Below are 20096 nucleotides of genomic sequence, written 5' to 3' on the forward strand. Positions count from 1 at the left end.
CGCCACCCGGGTTCCGGACCGGGGCCGCTCAATGCGCGGTCCAGCCGCCGTCCAGCACCAGAGAGGCGCCCGTCATGAAGGACGCCTGCGGAGTGCAGAGGTAGGCGACGGCCTCGGCGACCTCCTCCGGTTCGAGCAGTCGCTTGAGGGCGGAGTCGGCAAGGAGGATGTCGGCAAGTACGCGCTCCTCGGGGATGCCGTGGGCAGCGGCCTGGTCGGCGAGCTGCCGTTCCACGAGGGGGGTGCGGACATATCCGGGGTTGATGCAGTTGCTGGTGACGCCGTGCGGGGCGCCCTCCAGGGCCGCGGTCTTCGACAGCCCTTCCAGGCCGTGCTTGGCGGCGACATACGCGGATTTGAAGGGGGACGCCCGTAGGCCGTGCACGGAGGAGATGTTGAGGACGCGGCCCCAGCCCTGTGCGTACATATGGGGCAGGGCGCCCCGCAGCAGCCGGAAGGGCGCCTCCAGCATGATGGTCAGCACCTGGTGGAAGACCTCGGGCGGGAACTCCTCGATGGGGCGGACGAGCTGGAGGCCCGCGTTGTTGACGAGCACATCGGCGCCGGCCGCGGCCCGTTCCGCGGCGTCCAGATCGGTGAGGTCCAGGAGCCGGGGTTCGATGCCGCCCCGTGCGCCGTCCGGGTGAGCCGCCACGAGACCGTCCAGTCCCGCGGCGTCCCGGTCGACCGCGCGCACCGTCGCGCCGGCCGCCGCCAGCCGCAGGGCGCAGGCGCGTCCGATGCCACTGGCCGCGCCGGTGACGAGCGCGGTGCGGCCGTCGAGGTCGAGGGATACCGGGCCTGGGGTGCCGATCACGGTCATGTCCGCACCTTAGGCAGCGGCCGGGCCCCGCTCCGATGTGCCCCGGCACCACACTCCGCGGGCCCGGCATGGGGACGGCACACGTCAGATGTGGTGCCCGCACCCGCCTTCCCCGGCACGGCGGGTGGCCCGCCGCGGCTCGCATCGGCCCCCGCGCTTCACCCGATCGGCCGCCCCGGATCGCCGTACTCCCGGCGGGCCCCTAACGTCGTACGACGCAGCGTGCCGTCTGCGCACCGCAGCCACAAGGGAGTCCTACATGCGGAGGCTCATCGCCGTGCCGACTGTGCTGCTCGCCCTGACTGCCGCGGGCTGCGCGGACGACGGCGGGGACCCGACGACCGCGGCATCGTCCTCGACGGGCACCGGGCCGCGCCCGGAAGGAACTCCGGGCAACGGCCCCGGATCCGCGTCTCCCACCGTCCCGGGGCAGCCGATGGACTGCGGCGTGCTCCGCGGCGCACTGGGCGAGGCAGGAGACGTCACCCTCTACGCGGACCCCGGGGCCGGTGGCACGGTGGGCTGCGACGAGGTCCGTCAGGTGATGGCCGAGTTCTTCGTGCGGGCGCCGAAGGAGGCCCGTGACGACCGGGGCTCCCTGGCCGTACGGGGCTGGTTCTGCCAGTTCGAGAGCGGCCCCACCGGCACCTGGATCACGGCCTGCCGCAAGGACGACCGCGAGATGCACACCGAGGAGCCGTCCGGCCGGCCCGCCGACCCGGCTCCGTCCGAGGAGCCCGGCTCACCGGGCGAATCCGAGCTGCCCACGCTTCCCGGAGAACCCAGCGACCCGATGGACGAGCCGTCGACGGAGGAGCTGTAGGCGTCCGTCCGGGGAGACCCCGGAACACCCCGGAGCCGGCCCCTGAGACGTGCCGAGTGCCTCAGGGCTGCTGCCCCTCCGGCTCCTCCCCCATCCCGTGGAACCACGTCGGCCCGGCCTCCAGCGCCCGCTTGATGCGGGTGAGTGCGTACTCCTCCAGCTCCGGCAGGGCGTCGATGTCGAACCAGCCGACCTCCAGCGACTCGTCGTCATTGACCTGTGCCTCGCCGCCGACCGCCCGGCAGCGCAGCGTCACGTCCATGAACTGGCAGACATCGCCATTGGGGTAGTGGGTGGGCGGCATGGTCTCGACGAGGACGACGCCCTCGGGGACCACCACCACCGCGGTCTCCTCGTAGACCTCACGCATCGCGGTCTCGGCCGGCTGTTCGCCGGGCTCGGGGATACCACCGATCACCGACCAGCCACCGGTGTCGGCCCGCTTGCCCAGCAGGACACGGCCCTGGTCGTCGAAGACGACCGCGCTCACCCCGGGCAGCCACAGCAGCTGCCGGCCGATGGAGTTCCGGAGGTCACGGATGAAATCGGGGGTTGCCATGGCCCCGACCCTACGGGACGTCCCCGGCGGGTCCCCGGCCCTGTGGGGCACGTGCCGCGTACGTGCCGCGTGCGTCCCCCGCTCGGCGCTCAGGCGCCCGCCGGTGTCCCCTTGCGCGGCCGGAGCCGGCCGCGGATCGCGCGGACGGCGCCCTCGGCGTCGTCGACGGTGATGGTGAAGTCGCGTCCGTCATCGAGCCGGAGCACGACGCCCTCACCGCGGCGGACGACCACGGCCGTGCCCTGTTCGGGGCGCCAGCGGTAGCCCCAGCCGCCCCAGTGGCGGGGGGTCACCTGGGGCGTGAACTCGGCGCCGACGACGTCGTCGAGCGGGATCGTGCGGCGTGGCACCCCTATATGGCCGCACCGCACCTCCAGGCAGTCCTTGTCGACGCGGACCGCGACATGGACGTAGGCGAGCGTGCCGAAGAGCACCAGCAGGCCGACCGCGACGCAGCCGACCACCGACATCACCAGGGGCGCGAGGCCCGCGGTCCAGTTGCTGTCGACGGCGAGCTCGATGCCCAGCGCCAGACAGGCCGCGCCGATCGCGGCCAGGAGCCACTGGATGCGGTTGGTGGCGCTGCCGTGCCAGACCTCGGGGATCTCCGCATGGGAGCCGCCGGTGGGGCGCGCTCCGCTGTCGGCGCCATCGGTCGTGCCAGGGTCGTCGGGGGCTGCTGCCCCCTCGTGGGGGTGGTCCCTCATGAGACGCAGCGTACGCGTCTTTGCACGCTATGGCAGTGCGTCGGACGAGCCCTTCACGGCCCGGATCGCGGTGCCGCCGACGTCATGGCTGACGTCAGCGGCGGGCGGCCGCGGTGGCTCCGTCGGCCGCTGGAGTGATCTCGGCGGGGGCCCCGGGTGCACGGTCGGTACGGCCGGCGGCGAGCAGCCGGCCCTCGGCGTAGACGAGCGCAGTGGCCGGCAGTCCCGCCGGGCGGCCGCTGAGGATCACGCTGAGTGCGCCGGTCGGGGCGGCTGCCGGCGCCGGCTCGGCGCCGATGCGGCGCAGCGCCTGGGCGGCGACCGCCTCGGCGGAGCCGTGCAGGGCGAGGGCGGGGGCTCCGGGCTGCTGGAGGGCGGCGCGGATCCGTTCGGCGACCAGCTCGTAGTGGGTGCAGCCCAGGACGACGGTGCGCACGTCCCGTGGGGTGCGATGCGCGGCGGCGGCGATGGCGGCGTCGATCGCGGCCTCGTCGGCGGCCTCCACCGCGTCGGCCAGCCCCGGGCAGGGCACGCCGGTGATCTCCACACCGTGCCCGAACCGCTCGATCAGATCCCGCTGGTAGGGGCTGCCGGTGGTGGCGGGGGTGGCCCAGATGGCGACCGGGCCGCCGCCGGCCGCCGCGGGCTTGATGGCGGGGACGGTGCCGATGACCGGGACCTGGGGTTCCAGTTCGGCGCGGAGGGCCGGCAGCGCATGCACGGACGCGGTGTTGCAGGCGACGATCAGGGCGTCGGGGCCGTGCGCGGCTGCGGAGCGGGCCACCGCCAGCGCATGGGCGGTGACATCGTCGGGGGTACGTGGGCCCCAGGGCATGCCGTCGGGATCGGAGGAGAGGACCAGGTCGGCGTCCGGCCGCAGTCGCCGCACGGCGGCGGCCGCCGCGAGCAGCCCGGTCCCGGAGTCCATCAGCGCGATCTTCACCCGGACACTTTACTCAGCCGCGCGTCCGGCTTGTCATACCGGGCGGGACGGACGGGTGCCCACCGCGGCCGCGGGCGCACGGCACCGACGGGCAGCGTCCCGGTCCGTTCCTCGCGTACCGGCCGCTTCCGTCCCGTTTCCGGGACACCCCCTCGATCGCCGGTGCATGCCGGATGTGGTGCGGCAGACTGCGGCCGTGGGAGCGATGGAGTGGAGCGGTGCCGGGTCCCTGCTGGCCTGGGTGTGGCTGTTGCTGGGGCAGGGCTTCTTCTGGCGGACGGACGTACGGCTGCCGGACCGCCGCGATCCGGAGCGCTGGCCGACGGTCGCGGTGGTGGTCCCGGCGCGGGACGAGGCCGGGGTGCTTCCGGACAGCCTGCCGTCGCTGCTCGGGCAGAAGTACCCGGGCCGGGCCGAGGTGTTCCTGGTCGACGACGGCAGTACGGACGGGACCGGTGCGCTGGCCCGGGAGCTGGCGGCCGCGCGCGGCGGGCTGCCGCTGACGGTGTCCGCACCCGGCGAGCCGGAGCCCGGGTGGACGGGCAAGCTCTGGGCCTTACGGCACGGGATCGCACTGGCGCAAGAGCGCGTCGCGCCGGAGTATCTGCTGCTGACCGACGCGGATATCGCGCACGATCCCGACAGCCTGCGGGAGTTGGTGGCGGCGGCCCGGTCGGCGGGACTGGATCTGGTGTCGCAGATGGCGCGGCTGCGGGCGGTGACGTTCTGGGAGCGGCTGATCGTGCCGGCCTTCGTCTACTTCTTCGGACAGCTGTATCCCTTCCGGTGGGTCAACCGTCCCGGGGCGCGGACCGCGGCGGCGGCCGGGGGCTGTGTGCTGCTGCGGCGGGAGGCCGCGGAGCGGGCGGGTATCCCGGACGCGATCCGGCATGCGGTGATCGACGATGTGACGCTGGCGCGAGCGGTGAAGCGCTCCGGCGGCACGATCTGGCTGGGGCTCGCGGACCGGGTGGACAGCGTGCGGCCGTATCCGCGGCCGGCCGAGCTGTGGCGGATGGTCTCGCGCAGTGCCTACGCCCAACTGCGGCACCGGCCCCTGCTGCTGCTCGGCACCGTCCTCGGTCTCGCGCTGGTGTATCTGGTGCCGCCCGTCGCGCTGGCGGCCGGACTGGCGGACGGCGACACGGCGGTCGCCACGCTGGGCGGGGCGGCCTGGGCGGTGATGTGCGGGACGTATCTGCCGATGCTGCGCTACTACGGGCAGCCGCCGTGGGCGGCGCCGCTGCTGCCCTTCACCGCGCTGCTGTATCTGCTGATGACCGTGGATTCGGCGGTACAGCACTACCGGGGGCGCGGTGCGGCATGGAAAGGGCGGACGTACCCGGCGCCCTGAGCGGCGCCCCCGGTGCTGCCCTCACTTGCGGGCCGGTGACCAGTCCAGGCCCCATCCGTAAGCCTTGTCGATGGTGCGCTGCGGGCTGACGCCCGGCTCGGGGACGAGGTAGCGGGCCTCGCGCTGGACGACGAGTTCGCTGCCCGTGTTGGTGATCAGGGCCAGCGCGCAGACCTTGGAGGGCACCGTGCAGGCGTCGAGCGCGAACTCGACGGGGGCGCCGTGCTGCGGCTGGAGGGTGACGGTCGCGCTCAGGCCCTCGAAGCTGCGGGCTCCCGCGTAGACGGTGACGAAGATCAGGATGCGCCTGATGCGCGCCTGGTGGTCGAGGTTGATGGTCATGTTCTCGCCGGCGGCGACGGCACCGGTGCGGTCGTCGCCGTCGAGCTGGATGTACGGCGGGGCGTGCAGGGCGCCGAAGTTGTTGCCGAGCGGGTGGATCACACCGGCGGCGCCGTCGGTGAGTTCGTACAGCGCGCACAGGTCGAGGTCGAGCTCGCCGGACGGGGGCAGCAGTGCGCCGCGGGCACCCATGGCCTGCATCGCCTTGAAGCCGAGCTTCTTGCCCAGCCGCTTGCCTGCCGTGCCGCTGTTCCAGTTGAGGTTCACCCGCATCGCCCCGGAGGTGCCACCCTGCTTCGTCAAGGAGACGGCAGGGGCGTCCTTCGTGAGGGTGACTTTTGTCAGACGAACGGGAGGAGGCGCCGGGGTGGGCGCGGGCTGCCCCGGAGACGGTGGCACGGAGGCCGCCGGCTGCCCGGCCGGGAACGGGGGCGCGGGTGCCATGGGCGGCGGCGCCGTCGGAGCGGCGAGCGCCGGGGGTGCGGCGGGCGGCGGGGTGGGCATGGCCGACGGCGGGGGCGGCGGAGCGGGGGCGGCGGGGGCCGGGGCGGGCGGCGCGGGCTGCGGCGGCGCCGGCTCCTCGACGCTGATGCCGAAGTCGGTGGCCAGGCCGGCGAGCCCGGTGGCGTACCCCTGCCCCACCGCGCGGAACTTCCAGGCACCCTGGCGGCGGTAGAGCTCACCGAGCACGAAGGCGGTCTCGGCGCCGGCGTCCTGGCTGTGGAAGCGGGCGATCTCGGCGCCGCTCGCCGCGTCCAGCACCCGGATGTGCAGCCCGAGGACGCTCCCGAAGGTGCCGCCGTCGGCGGAGGCGGCCAGCACCACCTTGTCGACGGCGGGTTCGACGGAGTCCAGGGCGACGGTGAGGCTGTCGGTCATCGCGCCGCCGGCCGGGCGCTTGCCTTCATGGCGTACGGCACCGGAGGCGTGCGCGGCCTGGTTGTAGAAGACGAAGTCTCCGTCGTCGCGGACCTTTCCGGACACCAGGAGCAGGGCGGAGGCATCCACGTCCGGCGCCCCCGGGGCCGTTTGCCAGCCCAGTTCCACCCGGACCGCCGGGGCCGGGACCGGAACGTTGCTGCCCTTGAGCATCGGCATCGCTGCGCCTTCCTCTTGTCCGTCGTGCCCCGTCACTGGTGGCACCCCCAACCTACTTGGCCCGAACGTCTCCGAACGCCCCCCGTTCACCTGCGAGAAGCGAGGTCTTTACACGATCCCTACGGGCGATCGCGACCGATTTCCACAACTTCGCTCACATTGGCGATCCACGGCCGCTCCGAACACGCAAAACAACCCTCTTTGCAGGCTCCCCAATCGGCACATCGTGGGCTTAACTTATGAGGCATGACCTCCCCCCGCTCTACCTACGGCGGCTACTACGCTTCGCCTTCCTTCCCGGACACCCCGATCTACGACAGCCTCGTCGCCGAACGTGGTACGCCGCAGATCGCCCCGATCCGGGTGAACCCCTCCCCTTACGAGACGGGTTCGTCCTATATGCCGGCGCTGCCCTCGGCGCTGCCGGCACTTCCGGCCGCGCCCTCCCATCAGTCGCCCACCCAGGGTTACCCGGGAGCGGCCGCGCAGCCGGTCGCCCCGTTGCAGCAGGCCCCGGCGCCGTACATCCCGCAGCAGGCCGGTGTCCGCGGCTACCCGTCCCAGCAACAGCAGCAGCCCCAGCGCCCGCCCATGGGCACGGGGTATGAAGCGATGCGGCCGGCCGCTCCGGTCGCGCCGCGGCCTGCCACGCCGTACGACGACCCGTACGGCCGGCAGTACCCGCGCGGGTACTGACCTGGGCGAACGACCAACTGTCCGAGGCTGCTGGCAGGATGGAACGCATGCCGAAGCCTGCGCTCCAGTCGATCCATCTCTACCCGGTCAAATCCATTGCGGGGTCCGGTCCCGGCGAGGCGGTCGTGGAGCCGTGGGGGCTCGCCGGGGACCGACGCTGGCTGCTGGTGGACGCCGAGTGCAGGCAGATCACGCAACGGCAGCAGCGGACGCTGGCGTTGGCGCGTGCCGAGGGGCTGCCGGGCGGTGGCCTCGGGCTCACCGCGCCCGGAAGGAAGCCGTTGACGGTCGAGGTGCCGGCTTCCGGGGAGACGATCACGGTCGAGGTCTGGAAGGACGAGGTCGAGGCGGTGCCCGTGGGCCGGGCGGCCGACGAATGGTTCAGCGGGTATCTCGGCGTCGAGTGCCGGCTGGTGTATCTCGACGCCCCGGAGAAGCGCCGGCCCATCGACCCGGAGTTCTCCCTGCCCGGTGAGACGGTCAGTTTCGCCGACGGCTTCCCGCTGCTGCTGACGACCACCTCGTCGCTGGACGCCCTCAACTCCCTCATCGCGCAGGGCGACCATGCCGACGAGGGGCCGCTGCCCATGAACCGTTTCCGGCCCAATGTGGTGGTGGACGGCACCGCGCCCTGGGCGGAGGACGACTGGCAGCGGGTCCGCATCGGCGAGGTCGTCTTCGAGGTGGCCAAGCCCTGCTCCCGCTGCGTGGTCACCACCACCGACCAGCGCACCGCCGAGCGCGGCAAGGAACCGCTGCGCACGCTCGCCCGGCATCGCCGCTTCGGTGACCAGCTGGTCTTCGGCCAGAATCTGATCCCTCGCGGGGTCGGCACGATCCGTATCGGCGACCCGTTCGAGATACTCGGCTGACGGGCCGGCGCGGCCCTTCGCCGTGGTCGCGCCGTGGGTGCTCGCGGCGTGCGGGCCGCCGCGGACCGGTGACCAGCTGTCCGCGGTGCACGCCCGGCGCCGCCGACGGGAGCGGCCGACGGACGACAGAGAGCTGGGTGCCGATGTCTGTGAGGGACACCGGGTGCGACCGTCTCCTTCCCGTCCAGCATCTGCGGCCCGGGGACCACGCCTTTGTGAGTTACGGCGATGACGAGGTGCGCTGGGAGGTCGTCACGGCATTCGTACGGCTCGGGCTGGCCCACGGCGAGAAGGTGATGGTCCTGCCGTGCCCCGAGGTGCCCGAGGACGAGGTACTGGCCAGGCTCGACTTCCCCAGCCGCAGCACGGTTTCGGCGCGCGAGCGGGGCCAGTTGGTGGTGAGCAGTATGCGTGCGGTGATCCGGCCGGACACGGAGTTCACCGCCGCGCGCCAGATGGGCCGGCTGTACGCGGAGACGGACCGGGCGACTGCCGAGGGGTATGCGGGCCTGCGGGCGTTCATCGACATGGGCTGGGTGCGTGCGCTCGGCGCGGACGTCGGGGTGATGGCGTGCCGTGAGACCGGTGCGCAGGCGCTCTTCAGCGGCCGGCCGTACACCGAGATCTGCGCCTACGACCGCCGCCGGTTCGACGGCGCGGTGCTCACCGCCATGGAACGGGCGCATCCGCGCGCGCTCCTGGAGCGGCTGGGCAGCCTGCGGTCGCGGCGCGCCCCGGACGGCGCGCTGTGCTTCATCGGCGAGGCGGACGCCGCGAACCGGACCGCGTTCGGCAGATCGCTGGAGATCGCCCTGGCGCAGACGGCCCCGTCCCGGCGGCTCGGCGTCGATCTGGCCCGGCTGCACTTCCTGTCGGTCGGTTGCGCCGTCACCCTGCTCACCCTGGTCCGCTGCGCCGCGTGCCACGATCTGGTCGAGGTGCGCTGCGACCGCGGGCAGCACCGGATGCTGCGGCGGCTGGGCGCCGGGACGGTGCCCCGGCTGACGCTGACGGAGGTGGTGCGGCCGTGGTGAGCCCCGATCCGGCCGAGGTGCCGGACCAGGAGTCGGGCCGCCGGCTGCTGCAGCGGCGCTTCACCGCCCGGCTGCTGCCTCAGTTACGACTGCTCGTCGAGGAGTGCGCGGCCCGTGAGGGCCTCTGCGAGCCGCGGCGCGGCGAATTCGTGCTCGCCGTGGACGAGATCGCGGGGAACGCCGTGGAGCACGGCGGTGGTTCGGGACGGCTGGTGCTGCGCCGGGTCGGCGAGGAGCTGGAGTGCCGGATCAGCGATGCGGGTCCGGGGTTCAGCGAGGACGTGATCCCCGAGCTGCTGCCGGGCCTGGACGGCGCTCCGAAGGGGCGCGGGCTGTGGCTGGCACGCCTGGTGGCCGACCGGTTCGCGGTGGCCGTGGGGGCTCCCGGTACGGGCATGACGGGCGCCGTGGTGACGGTGACGGTACGGCTGCACTGACGGCGCGGGACCGGTCCGGCGGGGAGTCCCCCGACAGTCCCGGACCTGCTCGAAACGTCCGGTTGTCGCTCTTTGTACGCCATGAAGTTGCTCTCTCTTCGCAGAACTCTCGCATGGACCACCCGCGATGAGGTATCCACAGACACGGAGAGGGGGCACCGATGCGAGCGATGAAGGGCGTATGGCGCTGGCGGCACAATCCGCTGCGGCGCCGGACCGATCGGCTCGAGGCCTGGACGGCGCTCGTCGCCGCCCTTCTGATCGCCCTCGGGGCGACCTCCGTGGGCTGGCTCGCCGGACGGGCCGCACACGGCGCGCTGCTGGCGACCGTACGGATACAGCACCAGCAGCGGCATCTGGAGTGGGTCACGGTCGACCGGCTGGTCTCCCGGGCCCCGCTCGACTCCGATCCGGAGACCTCCTCCCAGCGCGATGCACACCGCCGGGTCATCGCCCGCTGGACGGCCCGCGACGGCAGCGCGCACGTCGGACAGCTCGCCGCGCCGCGGCCGGTGGAGACCGGCGAGCGGTTCCGGATCTGGACGGACGACCGGGGCCGGGTGGCGCCGCGGCCGATGGACGCCGGCACGGCGGGTACGCATGCCGTGCTGGCCGGTCTGGGCACCGCGGCCGGGGTCGGCATGATGATCGAAGGCGCCCGGCGGCTGGTCGTCTGGCAGCTGATGGTGCGTCGCTTCCGCCGCTGGGACGAGGAGTGGGAGCGCGCGGGCCAGGACTGGGGCCGGGCCGGCGCAGGGAGTTGAAAGCCTGCCTTTCGAGGCGGCTGACCGTGTCAACTGCCGCCCGCCGGGCGCGCTACGGTGGTGGCGCCAGCCTCTCGGCTGGGGCCTCGCAGACCGGAATACGGACATCCGCGGACGGATGGTGCCGGGCCGACAACAGCCGCACGAAGTGGGGGCACGACAGCACCATGGCACAGGGCTCGGTCCAGGTGACGCACTCCGGAACGTCGCGCTGGCGGCGCCGCACCGGGGAGTACAGCTCGCTCGCCGCCGCCCTGGAGGCCGCCGGGGACGGTGATGTGCTGACCGTCCCGGCGGGTACGTACCGCGAGAATCTGGTGCTGGTGCGCGCGGTGACGCTGCGCGGCCCGGACGGCGCACGCGGTTCGGTGCGGATCGCCCCGGCCGACGGTGTGGCGCTGACGGTACGGGCCTCGGCCACCGTCCACGATCTGCATCTGGAGGCGACGGATTCGACCTCGCCCGCGCTGCTGGTGGAGGACGGCGCCCCGGAGCTGTCGGGCCTGCGGGTGGTGACCCGGTCCGCGTCCGGCATCGAGGTCCGCGGCGGCGCCCGTCCCACGGTGCGCCGCTGCACGGTCGACAACGCGGGCGGGGTGGGCATCAGCGTCCTGGACGGCGCCGGCGGCGTCTTCGAGGAGTGCGAGGTGGTGGCCGCCGGGCAGACCGGCGTGGCGGTGCGCGGCGGTGCGCATCCGCGGCTGGAGAACTGCCGGATCCACCATGCGTCGGGCGCCGGCCTGTCGGTCAACGGCGAGGGCAGCGCGGTCGAGGCGGTGGGCTGCGAGCTGTACGAGATCAAGGGCGCGGGGATCCAGGTGGCCGCACGGGCCACCGGCCACCTCACGGACTGCACGGTGCACCGCACCTCCGCCGACGGTGTCACCCTGGACACCGACGCGGTGCTGACGCTCGCCGACTGCGACATTCACGACATCCCGGAGAACGCCGTCGATCTGCGGTCGCGTTCGGTGCTGACGCTGACCCGCAGCACGGTGCGGCACTTCGGGCGCAACGGTCTGTCCGTATGGGACCCGGGCACCCGCGTGGACGCCAACCAGTGCGAGATCCACGACAGTACGGGCGACTATCCGGCGGTGTGGGTCAGCGACGGCGCCACCGCCGTCCTGGACTCGACCCGGATGCACGATGTGCCCGACGCACTGTTCGTGCTGGACCGGGGCTCCCGCGCCGACGTCGTGGACTGCGACATCTCGCAGGTCCGCAACACCGCGGTGTCGGTCAGCGACGGGGCGACCGTGCAGCTCGACGACTGCCGGATCCGGGAGGCCGCGACCGGTGCGTGGTTCCGCGACCACGGCAGCGGCGGCACGCTCGCCAACTGCACCATCGACGGTGCGCAGACCGGGGTGATCGTCACCAAGGGCGCAGACCCCACCATCGAGGGCTGCACGGTCAGTTCGCCCACCGAGGCCGGGTTCTACGTCTCCGCCGAGGGCCGCGGCACCTTCCAGGGCTGCCGGGTCACCGGGAGTTCGGGGTTCGGCTTCCATGTGATCGACGGCTGCCGTACGGCGCTGACGCGGTGCCGTACGGAGCGGTGTGCGCGCGGCGGCTACGAGTTCGCCGAGGGCGGTGCGGGAGCGGGCGACGGGCCGACGGTCCAGGACTGCACCAGCGACGAGAGCCGCGCCGTACAGACGCCGGCCGCCGGGGCGGTGACGAGCCCCGCGGCGCAGCAGGTGACGCAGACGGCCGGGCTGCTGGGCAACGTCCCGGCACAGAGTCCCGCGCCGGACACCGCGGCAGCCGCGGAACCGGCCGTCAGCAGCCGGCCCTCCGACGAGGTGCTGGGCGAACTGGACACCCTCGTGGGGCTGGAGAGCGTCAAGCGCGAGGTGCGCAGCCTGATCAACATGATCGAGGTGGGACGCCGGCGCCGGGAGGCGGGGCTCAAGGCCGCTTCGGTACGCCGCCATCTGGTGTTCACCGGCTCCCCCGGCACCGGCAAGACGACCGTGGCGCGGCTCTACGGCGAAATCCTGGCCTCCCTGGCGGTGCTGGAGCGCGGGCATCTGGTCGAGGTGTCCCGGGTGGACCTGGTGGGCGAGCACATCGGGTCGACGGCGATCCGCACCCAGGAGGCGTTCGACCGGGCGCGCGGTGGCGTGCTGTTCATCGACGAGGCGTACGCCCTCTCCCCCGAGGACTCCGGACGGGACTTCGGGAAGGAGGCCATCGACACCCTCGTGAAGCTGATGGAGGACCACCGGGAAGCGGTGGTGGTGATCGTGGCGGGCTACACCGCCGAGATGGAGCGCTTCCTGGCGGTCAACCCCGGTGTGGCGTCCCGTTTCTCCCGGACCATCACCTTTGGCGACTATGCGCCCGAAGAGCTGCTGCGGATCGTGGAGCAGCAGGGCGAGGAGCATGAGTACCGCCTCGCCGAGGGGACCGGCGAAGGGCTCCTGAAGTACTTCACGGCACTGCCCAAGGGCCCGTCGTTCGGCAACGGCCGTACCGCACGCCAGACGTTCGAGGCGATGGTGGAGCGGCACGCGGGCCGGGTGGCCCAGCTGACCGCCCCCAGCACCGACGACCTGAGTCTGCTCTATCCGGAAGATCTGCCCGAACTCCCCTGAGCGGGACGGTCGTCGGAGCGGTCGCCGGCAGCGCGGCGGCCCGAGCAGTCATCGGCGGGCCGCTGTCCCGGCAGGTCCGGGCCGAGCCGGGCGATCAGCTCGGCACGCACCCTGCCGAAGACCGGGTCGGCGTGGTAGTCGCCGTGTCCCAGGATCTGGGCGGGCAGCGGGTTCTGCAGGGAGCGGCCGAAGGCGAGCGGGTCGCGCAGCGGACCCTCGTCGATCCGGCGGCCGTCCTCGCAGGTGAGCCGGATCGGGCCGCCGATGGGGTCGGTGAAGCGCCACAGATTGCGCCAGTCGTCCATCTCGCGGTGCAGGCCGGTCAGCGCGGGCGGCCCGAAGAAGGCGGGGAACCAGCGTCCGTAGAGCCGTTCCAGGGGGCTGCCGTACGTCAGCAGGGCGACGCGGCTGCGGGTGACCAGGTCCAGCTGCCAGACGGCGGCGGCCGCCAGCACACTGCCCTGGGAGTGCCCGGAGAGCACCAGCCGGCCGTCGAACCGCTCGGTCCAGGTGGCCATCCGCCAGGTGAGGTCGGGCACGGCGCGCTCGGCGTAGCAGGGCGGTGCGAAGGGGTGGGCGGCGCGCGGCCAGAACGTACCGACGTCCCAGAGGATGCCGATGGTGCGGCGGGCCGAGTGGTCGCGGTAGGCGCGCCGGCCCATGGTGATCAGCAGTATGACGCCGGCGCCCATCAGCCAGGAGCCCAGGGCTTCCGCGGTCTCGGCGGCGGCGTGCACGACCGGCGGTGCGCCTTCGGTGGCACGGCCCGGCGCCCGGTCGCTGAGCCAGGCCCCGGCCACCGCGCCGGCCCCGAGGACGAGGGTGACGGCGGCGGTGGCCGCCACCAGGACCGGTGCGGAATCGGTGAGTCCGGCGCCGGCGATGGTGGCGGCGATCCGCTTCGTACGCCGCCCGTCGGGGCGCTCGCGCGGGTCGTACAGCCCGGGGACGTCCTTGGCCACCCGGTCACGGACGATCACCACGCGGACGGCGGCGAGCACGACGACGACCGCGACGACGACCAGCAGGACGGGGATGACCGAGGCCTGCCAGGACAGCAGCACCGGCGGCCCGGGGATGGGAGCGTGGTCCTGGCCGGGGGTCGCCCCGCCGTCCAGCCAGTCCGCGAAGCGCTGGGCCACTCCCCCGGACAGCACCCCGCCGACCGCGCACGCCAGCAGGGCGACGGCGGGACCGCCCATGCCGCGCAGGGCGGTGCGGGCGTCGTCACGGGCGGCGCGCTGAAGGACCCAGGCGGTCAGCGCCAGCGCGAGGACCAGCAGGCCCTGGAAGACGGCGATACCGCCGAAGGCACCGGCACCGGGCAGGGGGCCGTGGCTGGGGGCTCCGGGGCGCGCCCAGCCGGTGTGCACGACGATCAGCGCCAGCACGCCGAGGGAGGCGAACGGCAGCACCCTCACGACCAGATGGTCGGACTCGTCGTCCGGCGCGGCCTCGCTGCGGGCGGTGCGCCAGACGACCACCACGGTGGCCGCGGCGAGCAGGATGACCAGGGCGGTCAGGGCCCGGCCGAGGATCGCGAGGGCGGTGTCGCCGCCGTCGCGCCCGTCGGCCTGTGCGCCCGCCGCGAGGAGTACGGCGGCGATGGTCAGTACGCCGGCCGTGGTGTGGGCGGCGCGCAGCCGGGCGACCAGCCGGCGGCCGTACCAGAAGCCGTCCAGGCTGAGCGCGGTGCGTTCGGCGACCGGGGTGTCGCGGGAGGTGCCGGGCAGCCGCGGCGGCGGGGAGGCGGATTCGTAGGCGCTCCAGGTGCGGCGCGAGAGCGACCACAGGAACCCGATGACGAGCAGCGGCACCATGGACGCGAGCGCGAGGCGGCGGCCCGGGGCGCTCCACCAGCCGGAGTTGTCGGGGCTGAGGAAGCCCATCCAGGATTTGCCGGCGGAGCAGACGGTGGTGCCGGCGCACTGCCAGGCCGTCAGATCGAGGGCGACCTCGCAGGCCGCGGCGGCGAGCAGGACGGTGAGGGTGAGGGCGAGGATGCGCACCAGAAGGTCGTAGATCCGCTGGGCAGGATGCTCGGGCGGTGCGGCCGGGCGCATCCAGTGGGCGAGGTTGACGACCATGAAGGGCACCAGGAGCAGCCACAGGGCGCGGGCTCCGTTGCCCGAGGTGAGGTTGGACCAGCAGTACGCCTCGCGGACCGGCTCGCCGCGGTAGTCGTCGGGCCGCTGCTCGGCGTCCGCGTCCTCGGTGCGGCGGTAGCAGGCGGCGGTGTCGTCGCCGGTGATCAGCTGGACGCGCGGGTCGCCGAGCATCTCCTGTGCGGTGGTACCGCCGACGCCGTGCACCAGCAGCTCCAGGGAGAGCTGCGGGGCGGCGGCCGGTGGCCCATCTGCTGTGCTTTCACGGTCGGTTGAGCGCGCGTGCGGTGTCGGGTCCGCGGTCTCCACTGTTGTCCCCCGTAGTCGTGCCCAGAGTCGTGACACGTTGTCCGTGCGGCGTGTGCGGTGCGACGCCCCCAGGATTGTCCTTTCCCCACAGAAGTACATCCAGCACCCACCCCGCGGTGTGTACTTCGGGTGTTGTACTTCGAGAGTTGTACCCGGGGTGTCGTACTCCGGGTGTCGTCCCTCGGGTGTGTACCTGCGCGTCGCCCGGCGCCCCCCACCCCCGAACCCACCCCCGCCCCCTCCCCCGAAGGGGGAGAGGGGGAGGGGGCGGGGGAGCAACCAGCGGCAGCCTCGCACCGGCGACGGTTCGACGGCGGGCGCGCCCCTCTGGCGACAGCGAACCTCCCTACCGGCGACGCCAGACGCTCCCCAGGCGCGACGACGGACGCTCCCACCCGCGAAGGCGGGCGCTTCCCCACCGGCGAAGGCGGACGCTTCCCACCGGCGACAGCGGACGCTCAGCACCGACGAAGGCGGGGGCGGGGGCGCTCCCCACCCGCGACGGCGGACGCTCCCCACCCGGACCCTCCCCACCGGGCCGGGAGACACTCCCCACCCGGCACCGCGAACCTTCCCGCCCGCCCCACCGAGCCGCCCCACCCCACCTCCACCAGCAAACACTTCTCCCGTCACCAGCATCACTGTCAGCGCCTCGTGCGAGGATGAGGGCACCAGTGATCGCAGGCGGCAGCCAGCGCGTACGACCCGACACAGCAAGCCGGGGCGGAAGGGACGGGCCGGGGTGAGCGACAACCAGAACCTCCTCGCGGAGCAGCGGCGTGCCCTGATTCTCGACGAGATCAGGCGGCGCGGCGGGGTGCGGGTCAATGAACTCACCCGCAAGCTGAACGTGTCGGACATGACGGTCCGTCGCGATCTGGACGCGCTGGCCCGTCAGGGCATGGTGGAGAAGGTGCACGGCGGCGCGGTGCCGGTCAGCGAGCCGAGCGCGCACGAACCCGGTTTCGAGGCGAAGTCGGGGCTGGAGCTGAGCGCCAAGGAGGACATCGCCAAGGCGGCGGCCGAGATGGCGGCGCCGGGCAGCGCGATCGCGCTGGCGGGCGGCACGACCGCGTTCGCGCTGGCCCAGCAGCTGCTCGATGTGCCGGATCTGACGGTCGTGACGAATTCGGTGCGGGTGGCCGATGTGTTCTACGGGGCGCAGCGGGCGGCGGCCAGCGGCGGCGCGGGCCCCCGCGCGGGCGCCGCGACCGTGGTGCTGACCGGCGGGGTGCGTACACCTTCGGACACTCTGGTGGGCCCGGTGGCGGATGCCGCGATCCGGTCGCTGCACTTCGATGTGCTCTTCCTCGGGGTGCACGGCATATCGGTGGAGGCGGGGCTGTCGACACCGAATCTGGCGGAGGCGGAGACCAACCGGCATTTCGTGCGCTCCGCGCGCCGGGTGGTGGTGGTCGCCGATCACACCAAGTGGGGCACGGTCGGCCTGAGTTCGTTCGCGACGCTGGATCAGGTGGAGGTCCTGGTGACGGATGCCGGGCTGTCCGCCGAGGCGCGAGCGGAGTTCGCCGAGCTGCCGCCTGAGCTGGTGGTGGCGGGCGAACGGCGTGAGGACGCAGACATCTGACGGGCCGCCAGCTATGGTGAGCCGCTCAGGCCCGCCGCCCGTCCCGTAGGGGGTGCTCGTCCCATGGCACGCCGACTCCGCCCCGTCGAGCTCGACTTCGTCGCATCCGCCCCGCTGCGGCTGGTGTTCGCCGCGGAGGTCGCCGCGCCACCGGAGGCGGTGTATCCGGCGCTGGCGGACGATGTGGCGGGCTGGTCATGCTGGTTCACGGGCGTGGCGCGGTCGGCTTCGACGCACGACGGCAACGGCCGGGAGGTGCGGCTGACCGGTGGCACCCGCTTCACGGAGACGGTCCTGGCGGCCGAGCCCGGCCTGCGCTACGCCTACCGGGTCGACACCACCAACGCCCCCGGCATGCGGGCCCTGGTCGAGGACTGGCGGCTGGCGCCGGCGGGCGGCGGCACCCGGCTGCGGTGGACGTTCGCGGCGGACGGCCCGGCGCCGTTCCGTTTTTTGCTGACGCTGGCCAGGCCCGGCCTGGGCCGCGCCTTCCGGGAGTCGGCGAAGGCCCTGGACCGCAGGCTCGCCAAGACCTGAGGCGGGGCCGGGCCGCGCGGGCGGGCCCAAGGGCTCAGGCCGGCCAGGAGCCGGTGGCCAGGAACTCCTCGAGGGTGCGCGCGTAGGGCGTGATGTCCAGGCCCTGGGAGGCCAGCCAGTCGTCGGAGTAGTACTTGTCGAGGTAGCGGTCGCCGGGGTCGCACAGCAGGGTGACGATCGATCCCCGGCGGCCCTCGGCGACCATCTCCGCGACGATCTTCAAGGCGCTCCACAGCCCCGTGCCGGTCGAGCCGCCCGCCTTGCGGCCGATCGCGGCCTCCAGGGCGCGTACGGCGGCGATGCTGGCCGCGTCCGGCACCTTCATCATCCGGTCTATCGCGCCGGGTACGAAGCTCGGTTCCATACGGGGCCGTCCGATGCCCTCGATGCGGGAGGCGGTGGCACAGTCGGTCTTCGCGTCGCCGGTGAGCCAGCCGTCGAAGAAACAGGAGTTCTCCGGGTCGGGGACACAGACACGGGTGTCGTACTGCATGTAGTGGACGTAGCGGGCGATGGTCGCGGAGGTGCCGCCGGTGCCCGCGGTCGCCACGATCCAGGCGGGCTCGGGATAGCGTTCGAGCCGCAGCTGCTGGTAGATCGACTCGGCGATGTTGTTGTTGCCGCGCCAGTCGGTGGCCCGTTCCGCGTAGGTGAACTGGTCCATGTAGTGGCCGCCGGACTCGGCGGCGAGCCGGGCGGAGACCTCGTAGACGGTCCGCGGGTCCTGCACCAGATGGCAGGTGCCGCCGTGGAACTCGATCAGCCGGGTCTTCTCGCGGCTGGTGGTGGCCGGCATCACCGCGATGAACGGCACCCCGATCAGCGAGGCGAAGTACGCCTCGGACACGGCCGTGGAGCCGCTGGAGGACTCGATGACGGGCTTCCCGGGGCGGATCCAGCCGTTGCACAGCCCGTAGAGGAACAGCGAGCGGGCCAGCCGGTGCTTGAGGCTTCCGGTGGGATGTGTCGACTCGTCCTTGAGGTAGAGGTCGATGCCCCACTTCTCGGGCAGCGGGAAGCGCAGGAGGTGGGTGTCGGCGGTGCGGTTGGCATCCGCCTGGACCTTGCGGACTGCTTCTTTGAGCCAGCTTCGGTAGGCCGGATCCGTACGGTCGACATCGACGGTCGGCATCGGCGTCCCGGCCTCGTGGTCGGGCCGGCTCTGCGGCTGCTGTGCGGTGCTCACCGGCGCGCTCCTCAGGGTTCGGAAGCCCGCGCACAACGGCGGGCCGATTCCGACTATAGCCACCCGCCGCACCCTTCTCACCTGCATAAACATCGCTTTGGGATACCCCAAGGAGGTCGTGGGGCCGGGCTGTTGTGCGCCGTGCACGCCCTGGGGGGCACTGGTGCACCGGGCGCCGCACCGGCAGACTTCCCTTCAAGGGGCGGTGGAGGGCAGCTGCCCGTCTCACCGAGGAGGTGCCGGCATGGCGGAGGCCGAGTTCAACGCGACCGGCGTACGGATCGAGCGGTGGCTGCGGTCATTGACCCGCGCCGGACAGGTCGTCATCAGAGACGGCAGACTGGCGCTGCTGACCAGCTACGGCACGGAGATCGACAGCGCCCCGCTACAGGCCGTACAGGCGCATAAACCGCTGTTCGCGGCGCGGGACCGGGCACTCGCCACGCTCAACGGCCACCGCTATTCGCTCACCCTGGGCACCCCGGAGCTGTTCTTCAAGGCCCTGGAGGCGGCGCGTCCGCCGCACCCCTGACGGCCCCCTCCGGACGGCGAGGTGCGGTTGCGGGAGCGTACCGGCTGCATGACCCTGGACTCGTATCACTGAGGGTTCACCAGCGGTGACGCTGTGGTGCAGTCGGCATCGCTGGATCCGATCTTCGCCCCTGCCCGGTGAGAGGGGCGCCCGACCTCATCAGGGAGTCGCGGTCGTGATCAGGCAGCCCAGCAGGCACTGCACGGTGGAGCTCCAAGCCGTCCCGGCTCGCATCGGACATGTGCGCAGAATCGTCTCCGCGCAGCTGCGGTACTGGCGTCTCGACGCCCTGATAGACCCTGCGGCGCTCGGGGTGACCGAACTCCTCGCCAACGTCCACCGGCACGCCCGTCCCAGCAAACAGTGCACCGTGGAACTGTGCGTCCTCCTGGATCAGTTGACGGTCTCGGTGCACGACGAGGACCCCCGGCTGCCCCGGATCAGGGTCGCCGACAGCTGGGACACCTGTGGTCGCGGCCTGGCCCTGATCGCGGCGCTCAGCGAGAGCTGGGGGATGCGCCCCGACGGCAGCGGCAAGGTCGTGTGGTTCACTCTTCCGGCCCTGACCACCGCCCCCGAAGAGGTCCGTACGGTCCGTGGCTTCCGGGAGCCCCCGCCGCGGGACGACACCGGCACGGCAGCCGGTCCGCGCCCCCGGATACGGGGCACGAGGGTGGGCTGACGAGACGGTCGGCCGGCCCGCGCGCCGCCCTGCCCTACGCGCCGCCCTCAGCACACCCACTTCACCGGACCTGACCTGTCACACCCCTCTGCAACCCTCAAG

General features: G+C 72.9%; 19 protein-coding genes. 12 read left to right on the top strand and 7 right to left on the bottom strand.

What is annotated here, in order from left to right; genetic code table 11:
* Nucleotides 1-28: 28 nt before the first annotated feature.
* Nucleotides 29-823, bottom strand: a complete 795-nt coding sequence (locus tag K7C20_RS05380; protein WP_030079491.1) for a 3-hydroxybutyrate dehydrogenase — start codon at nucleotides 821-823, stop codon at nucleotides 29-31.
* A 259-nt stretch (nucleotides 824-1082) separates the two neighbouring features.
* Here K7C20_RS05380 and K7C20_RS05385 point away from each other — a divergent pair, with 259 nt between their 5' ends.
* Complete coding sequence (locus tag K7C20_RS05385) at nucleotides 1083-1646, top strand: hypothetical protein (protein ID WP_030079489.1); 564 nt, start codon at nucleotides 1083-1085, stop codon at nucleotides 1644-1646.
* Nucleotides 1647-1707: 61 nt separating this feature from the next.
* On the opposite strand, the gene K7C20_RS05390 is transcribed toward K7C20_RS05385, so the two are convergent.
* From K7C20_RS05390 to K7C20_RS05400, 3 genes are all read right to left on the bottom strand, one after another.
* Nucleotides 1708-2205 (bottom strand): NUDIX hydrolase, encoded by a 498-nt coding sequence (locus K7C20_RS05390; RefSeq protein ID WP_030079487.1) that lies wholly within the window; start codon nucleotides 2203-2205, stop codon nucleotides 1708-1710.
* 89 nt (nucleotides 2206-2294) lie between these two features.
* Nucleotides 2295-2912, bottom strand: a complete 618-nt coding sequence (locus tag K7C20_RS05395) for a hypothetical protein (protein WP_030079482.1) — start codon at nucleotides 2910-2912, stop codon at nucleotides 2295-2297.
* A gap of 94 nt (nucleotides 2913-3006) precedes the next feature.
* Nucleotides 3007-3855: a glutamate racemase gene (locus K7C20_RS05400; protein WP_053209476.1), complete on the bottom strand. Its 849-nt coding sequence runs from the start codon at nucleotides 3853-3855 to the stop codon at nucleotides 3007-3009.
* A 205-nt stretch (nucleotides 3856-4060) separates the two neighbouring features.
* On the opposite strand from K7C20_RS05400, the gene K7C20_RS05405 reads away from it, so the two are divergent.
* On the top strand, nucleotides 4061-5209 hold the full coding sequence (locus K7C20_RS05405) for a glycosyltransferase (RefSeq protein ID WP_053209475.1): 1149 nt from the start codon (nucleotides 4061-4063) through the stop codon (nucleotides 5207-5209).
* Between the two features lie 21 nt (nucleotides 5210-5230).
* Here the strand turns inward: K7C20_RS05405 and K7C20_RS05410 are convergent, their stop codons facing one another.
* Nucleotides 5231-6649, bottom strand: a complete 1419-nt coding sequence (locus K7C20_RS05410) for a TerD family protein (RefSeq protein WP_222892565.1) — start codon at nucleotides 6647-6649, stop codon at nucleotides 5231-5233.
* A 246-nt stretch (nucleotides 6650-6895) separates the two neighbouring features.
* On the opposite strand from K7C20_RS05410, the gene K7C20_RS05415 reads away from it, so the two are divergent.
* The 6 genes from K7C20_RS05415 (at nucleotide 6896) to K7C20_RS05440 (ending at nucleotide 13055) form a co-directional block, all read left to right on the top strand.
* On the top strand, nucleotides 6896-7345 hold the full coding sequence (locus tag K7C20_RS05415) for a DUF6643 family protein (protein ID WP_030089175.1): 450 nt from the start codon (nucleotides 6896-6898) through the stop codon (nucleotides 7343-7345).
* 47 nt (nucleotides 7346-7392) lie between these two features.
* Entirely contained in the window at nucleotides 7393-8217 is an 825-nt protein-coding gene (locus K7C20_RS05420; RefSeq protein WP_030089173.1) for an MOSC domain-containing protein, read from the top strand.
* A gap of 143 nt (nucleotides 8218-8360) precedes the next feature.
* Nucleotides 8361-9251, top strand: coding sequence for an MEDS domain-containing protein (locus tag K7C20_RS05425; protein WP_030089171.1), 891 nt, complete (start codon nucleotides 8361-8363; stop codon nucleotides 9249-9251).
* On the top strand, nucleotides 9245-9688 hold the full coding sequence (locus K7C20_RS05430) for an ATP-binding protein (protein WP_030089169.1): 444 nt from the start codon (nucleotides 9245-9247) through the stop codon (nucleotides 9686-9688). The genes K7C20_RS05425 and K7C20_RS05430 overlap by 7 nt, the downstream gene beginning before the upstream one ends.
* Nucleotides 9689-9849: 161 nt before the next feature.
* Entirely contained in the window at nucleotides 9850-10452 is a 603-nt protein-coding gene (locus tag K7C20_RS05435) for an Rv1733c family protein (RefSeq protein ID WP_030089168.1), read from the top strand.
* 167 nt (nucleotides 10453-10619) lie between these two features.
* A complete protein-coding gene (locus K7C20_RS05440) occupies nucleotides 10620-13055 on the top strand; it encodes a right-handed parallel beta-helix repeat-containing protein (RefSeq protein WP_053209473.1) in 2436 nt (811 codons plus the stop codon).
* Here the strand turns inward: K7C20_RS05440 and K7C20_RS05445 are convergent.
* Entirely contained in the window at nucleotides 13025-15469 is a 2445-nt protein-coding gene (locus K7C20_RS05445) for a hypothetical protein (RefSeq protein WP_063781284.1), read from the bottom strand. The two genes, K7C20_RS05440 and K7C20_RS05445, sit on opposite strands and share 31 nt — an antisense overlap.
* A gap of 742 nt (nucleotides 15470-16211) precedes the next feature.
* Between K7C20_RS05445 and K7C20_RS05450 the strand changes: the two genes are divergently transcribed.
* Both K7C20_RS05450 and K7C20_RS05455 read left to right on the top strand, forming a co-directional pair.
* Entirely contained in the window at nucleotides 16212-17057 is an 846-nt protein-coding gene (locus tag K7C20_RS05450; protein WP_030089159.1) for a DeoR/GlpR family DNA-binding transcription regulator, read from the top strand.
* Nucleotides 17058-17120: 63 nt separating this feature from the next.
* The gene (locus K7C20_RS05455; RefSeq protein WP_030089157.1) at nucleotides 17121-17594 is read left to right on the top strand and encodes an SRPBCC family protein; all 474 of its coding nucleotides are present in this window, start codon (nucleotides 17121-17123) and stop codon (nucleotides 17592-17594) included.
* 34 nt (nucleotides 17595-17628) lie between these two features.
* On the opposite strand, the gene K7C20_RS05460 is transcribed toward K7C20_RS05455, so the two are convergent.
* Complete coding sequence (locus K7C20_RS05460) at nucleotides 17629-18726, bottom strand: PLP-dependent cysteine synthase family protein (protein WP_053210545.1); 1098 nt, start codon at nucleotides 18724-18726, stop codon at nucleotides 17629-17631.
* Between the two features lie 298 nt (nucleotides 18727-19024).
* Here K7C20_RS05460 and K7C20_RS05465 point away from each other — a divergent pair, with 298 nt between their 5' ends.
* A complete protein-coding gene (locus K7C20_RS05465; protein ID WP_030089151.1) occupies nucleotides 19025-19312 on the top strand; it encodes a hypothetical protein in 288 nt (95 codons plus the stop codon).
* Nucleotides 19313-19487: 175 nt separating this feature from the next.
* On the top strand, nucleotides 19488-19994 hold the full coding sequence (locus K7C20_RS05470; protein ID WP_053210537.1) for an ATP-binding protein: 507 nt from the start codon (nucleotides 19488-19490) through the stop codon (nucleotides 19992-19994).
* Nucleotides 19995-20096 lie beyond the last annotated feature (102 nt).

This window comes from Streptomyces decoyicus (genome assembly GCF_019880305.1).
Lineage (GTDB): Bacteria > Actinomycetota > Actinomycetes > Streptomycetales > Streptomycetaceae > Streptomyces > Streptomyces decoyicus.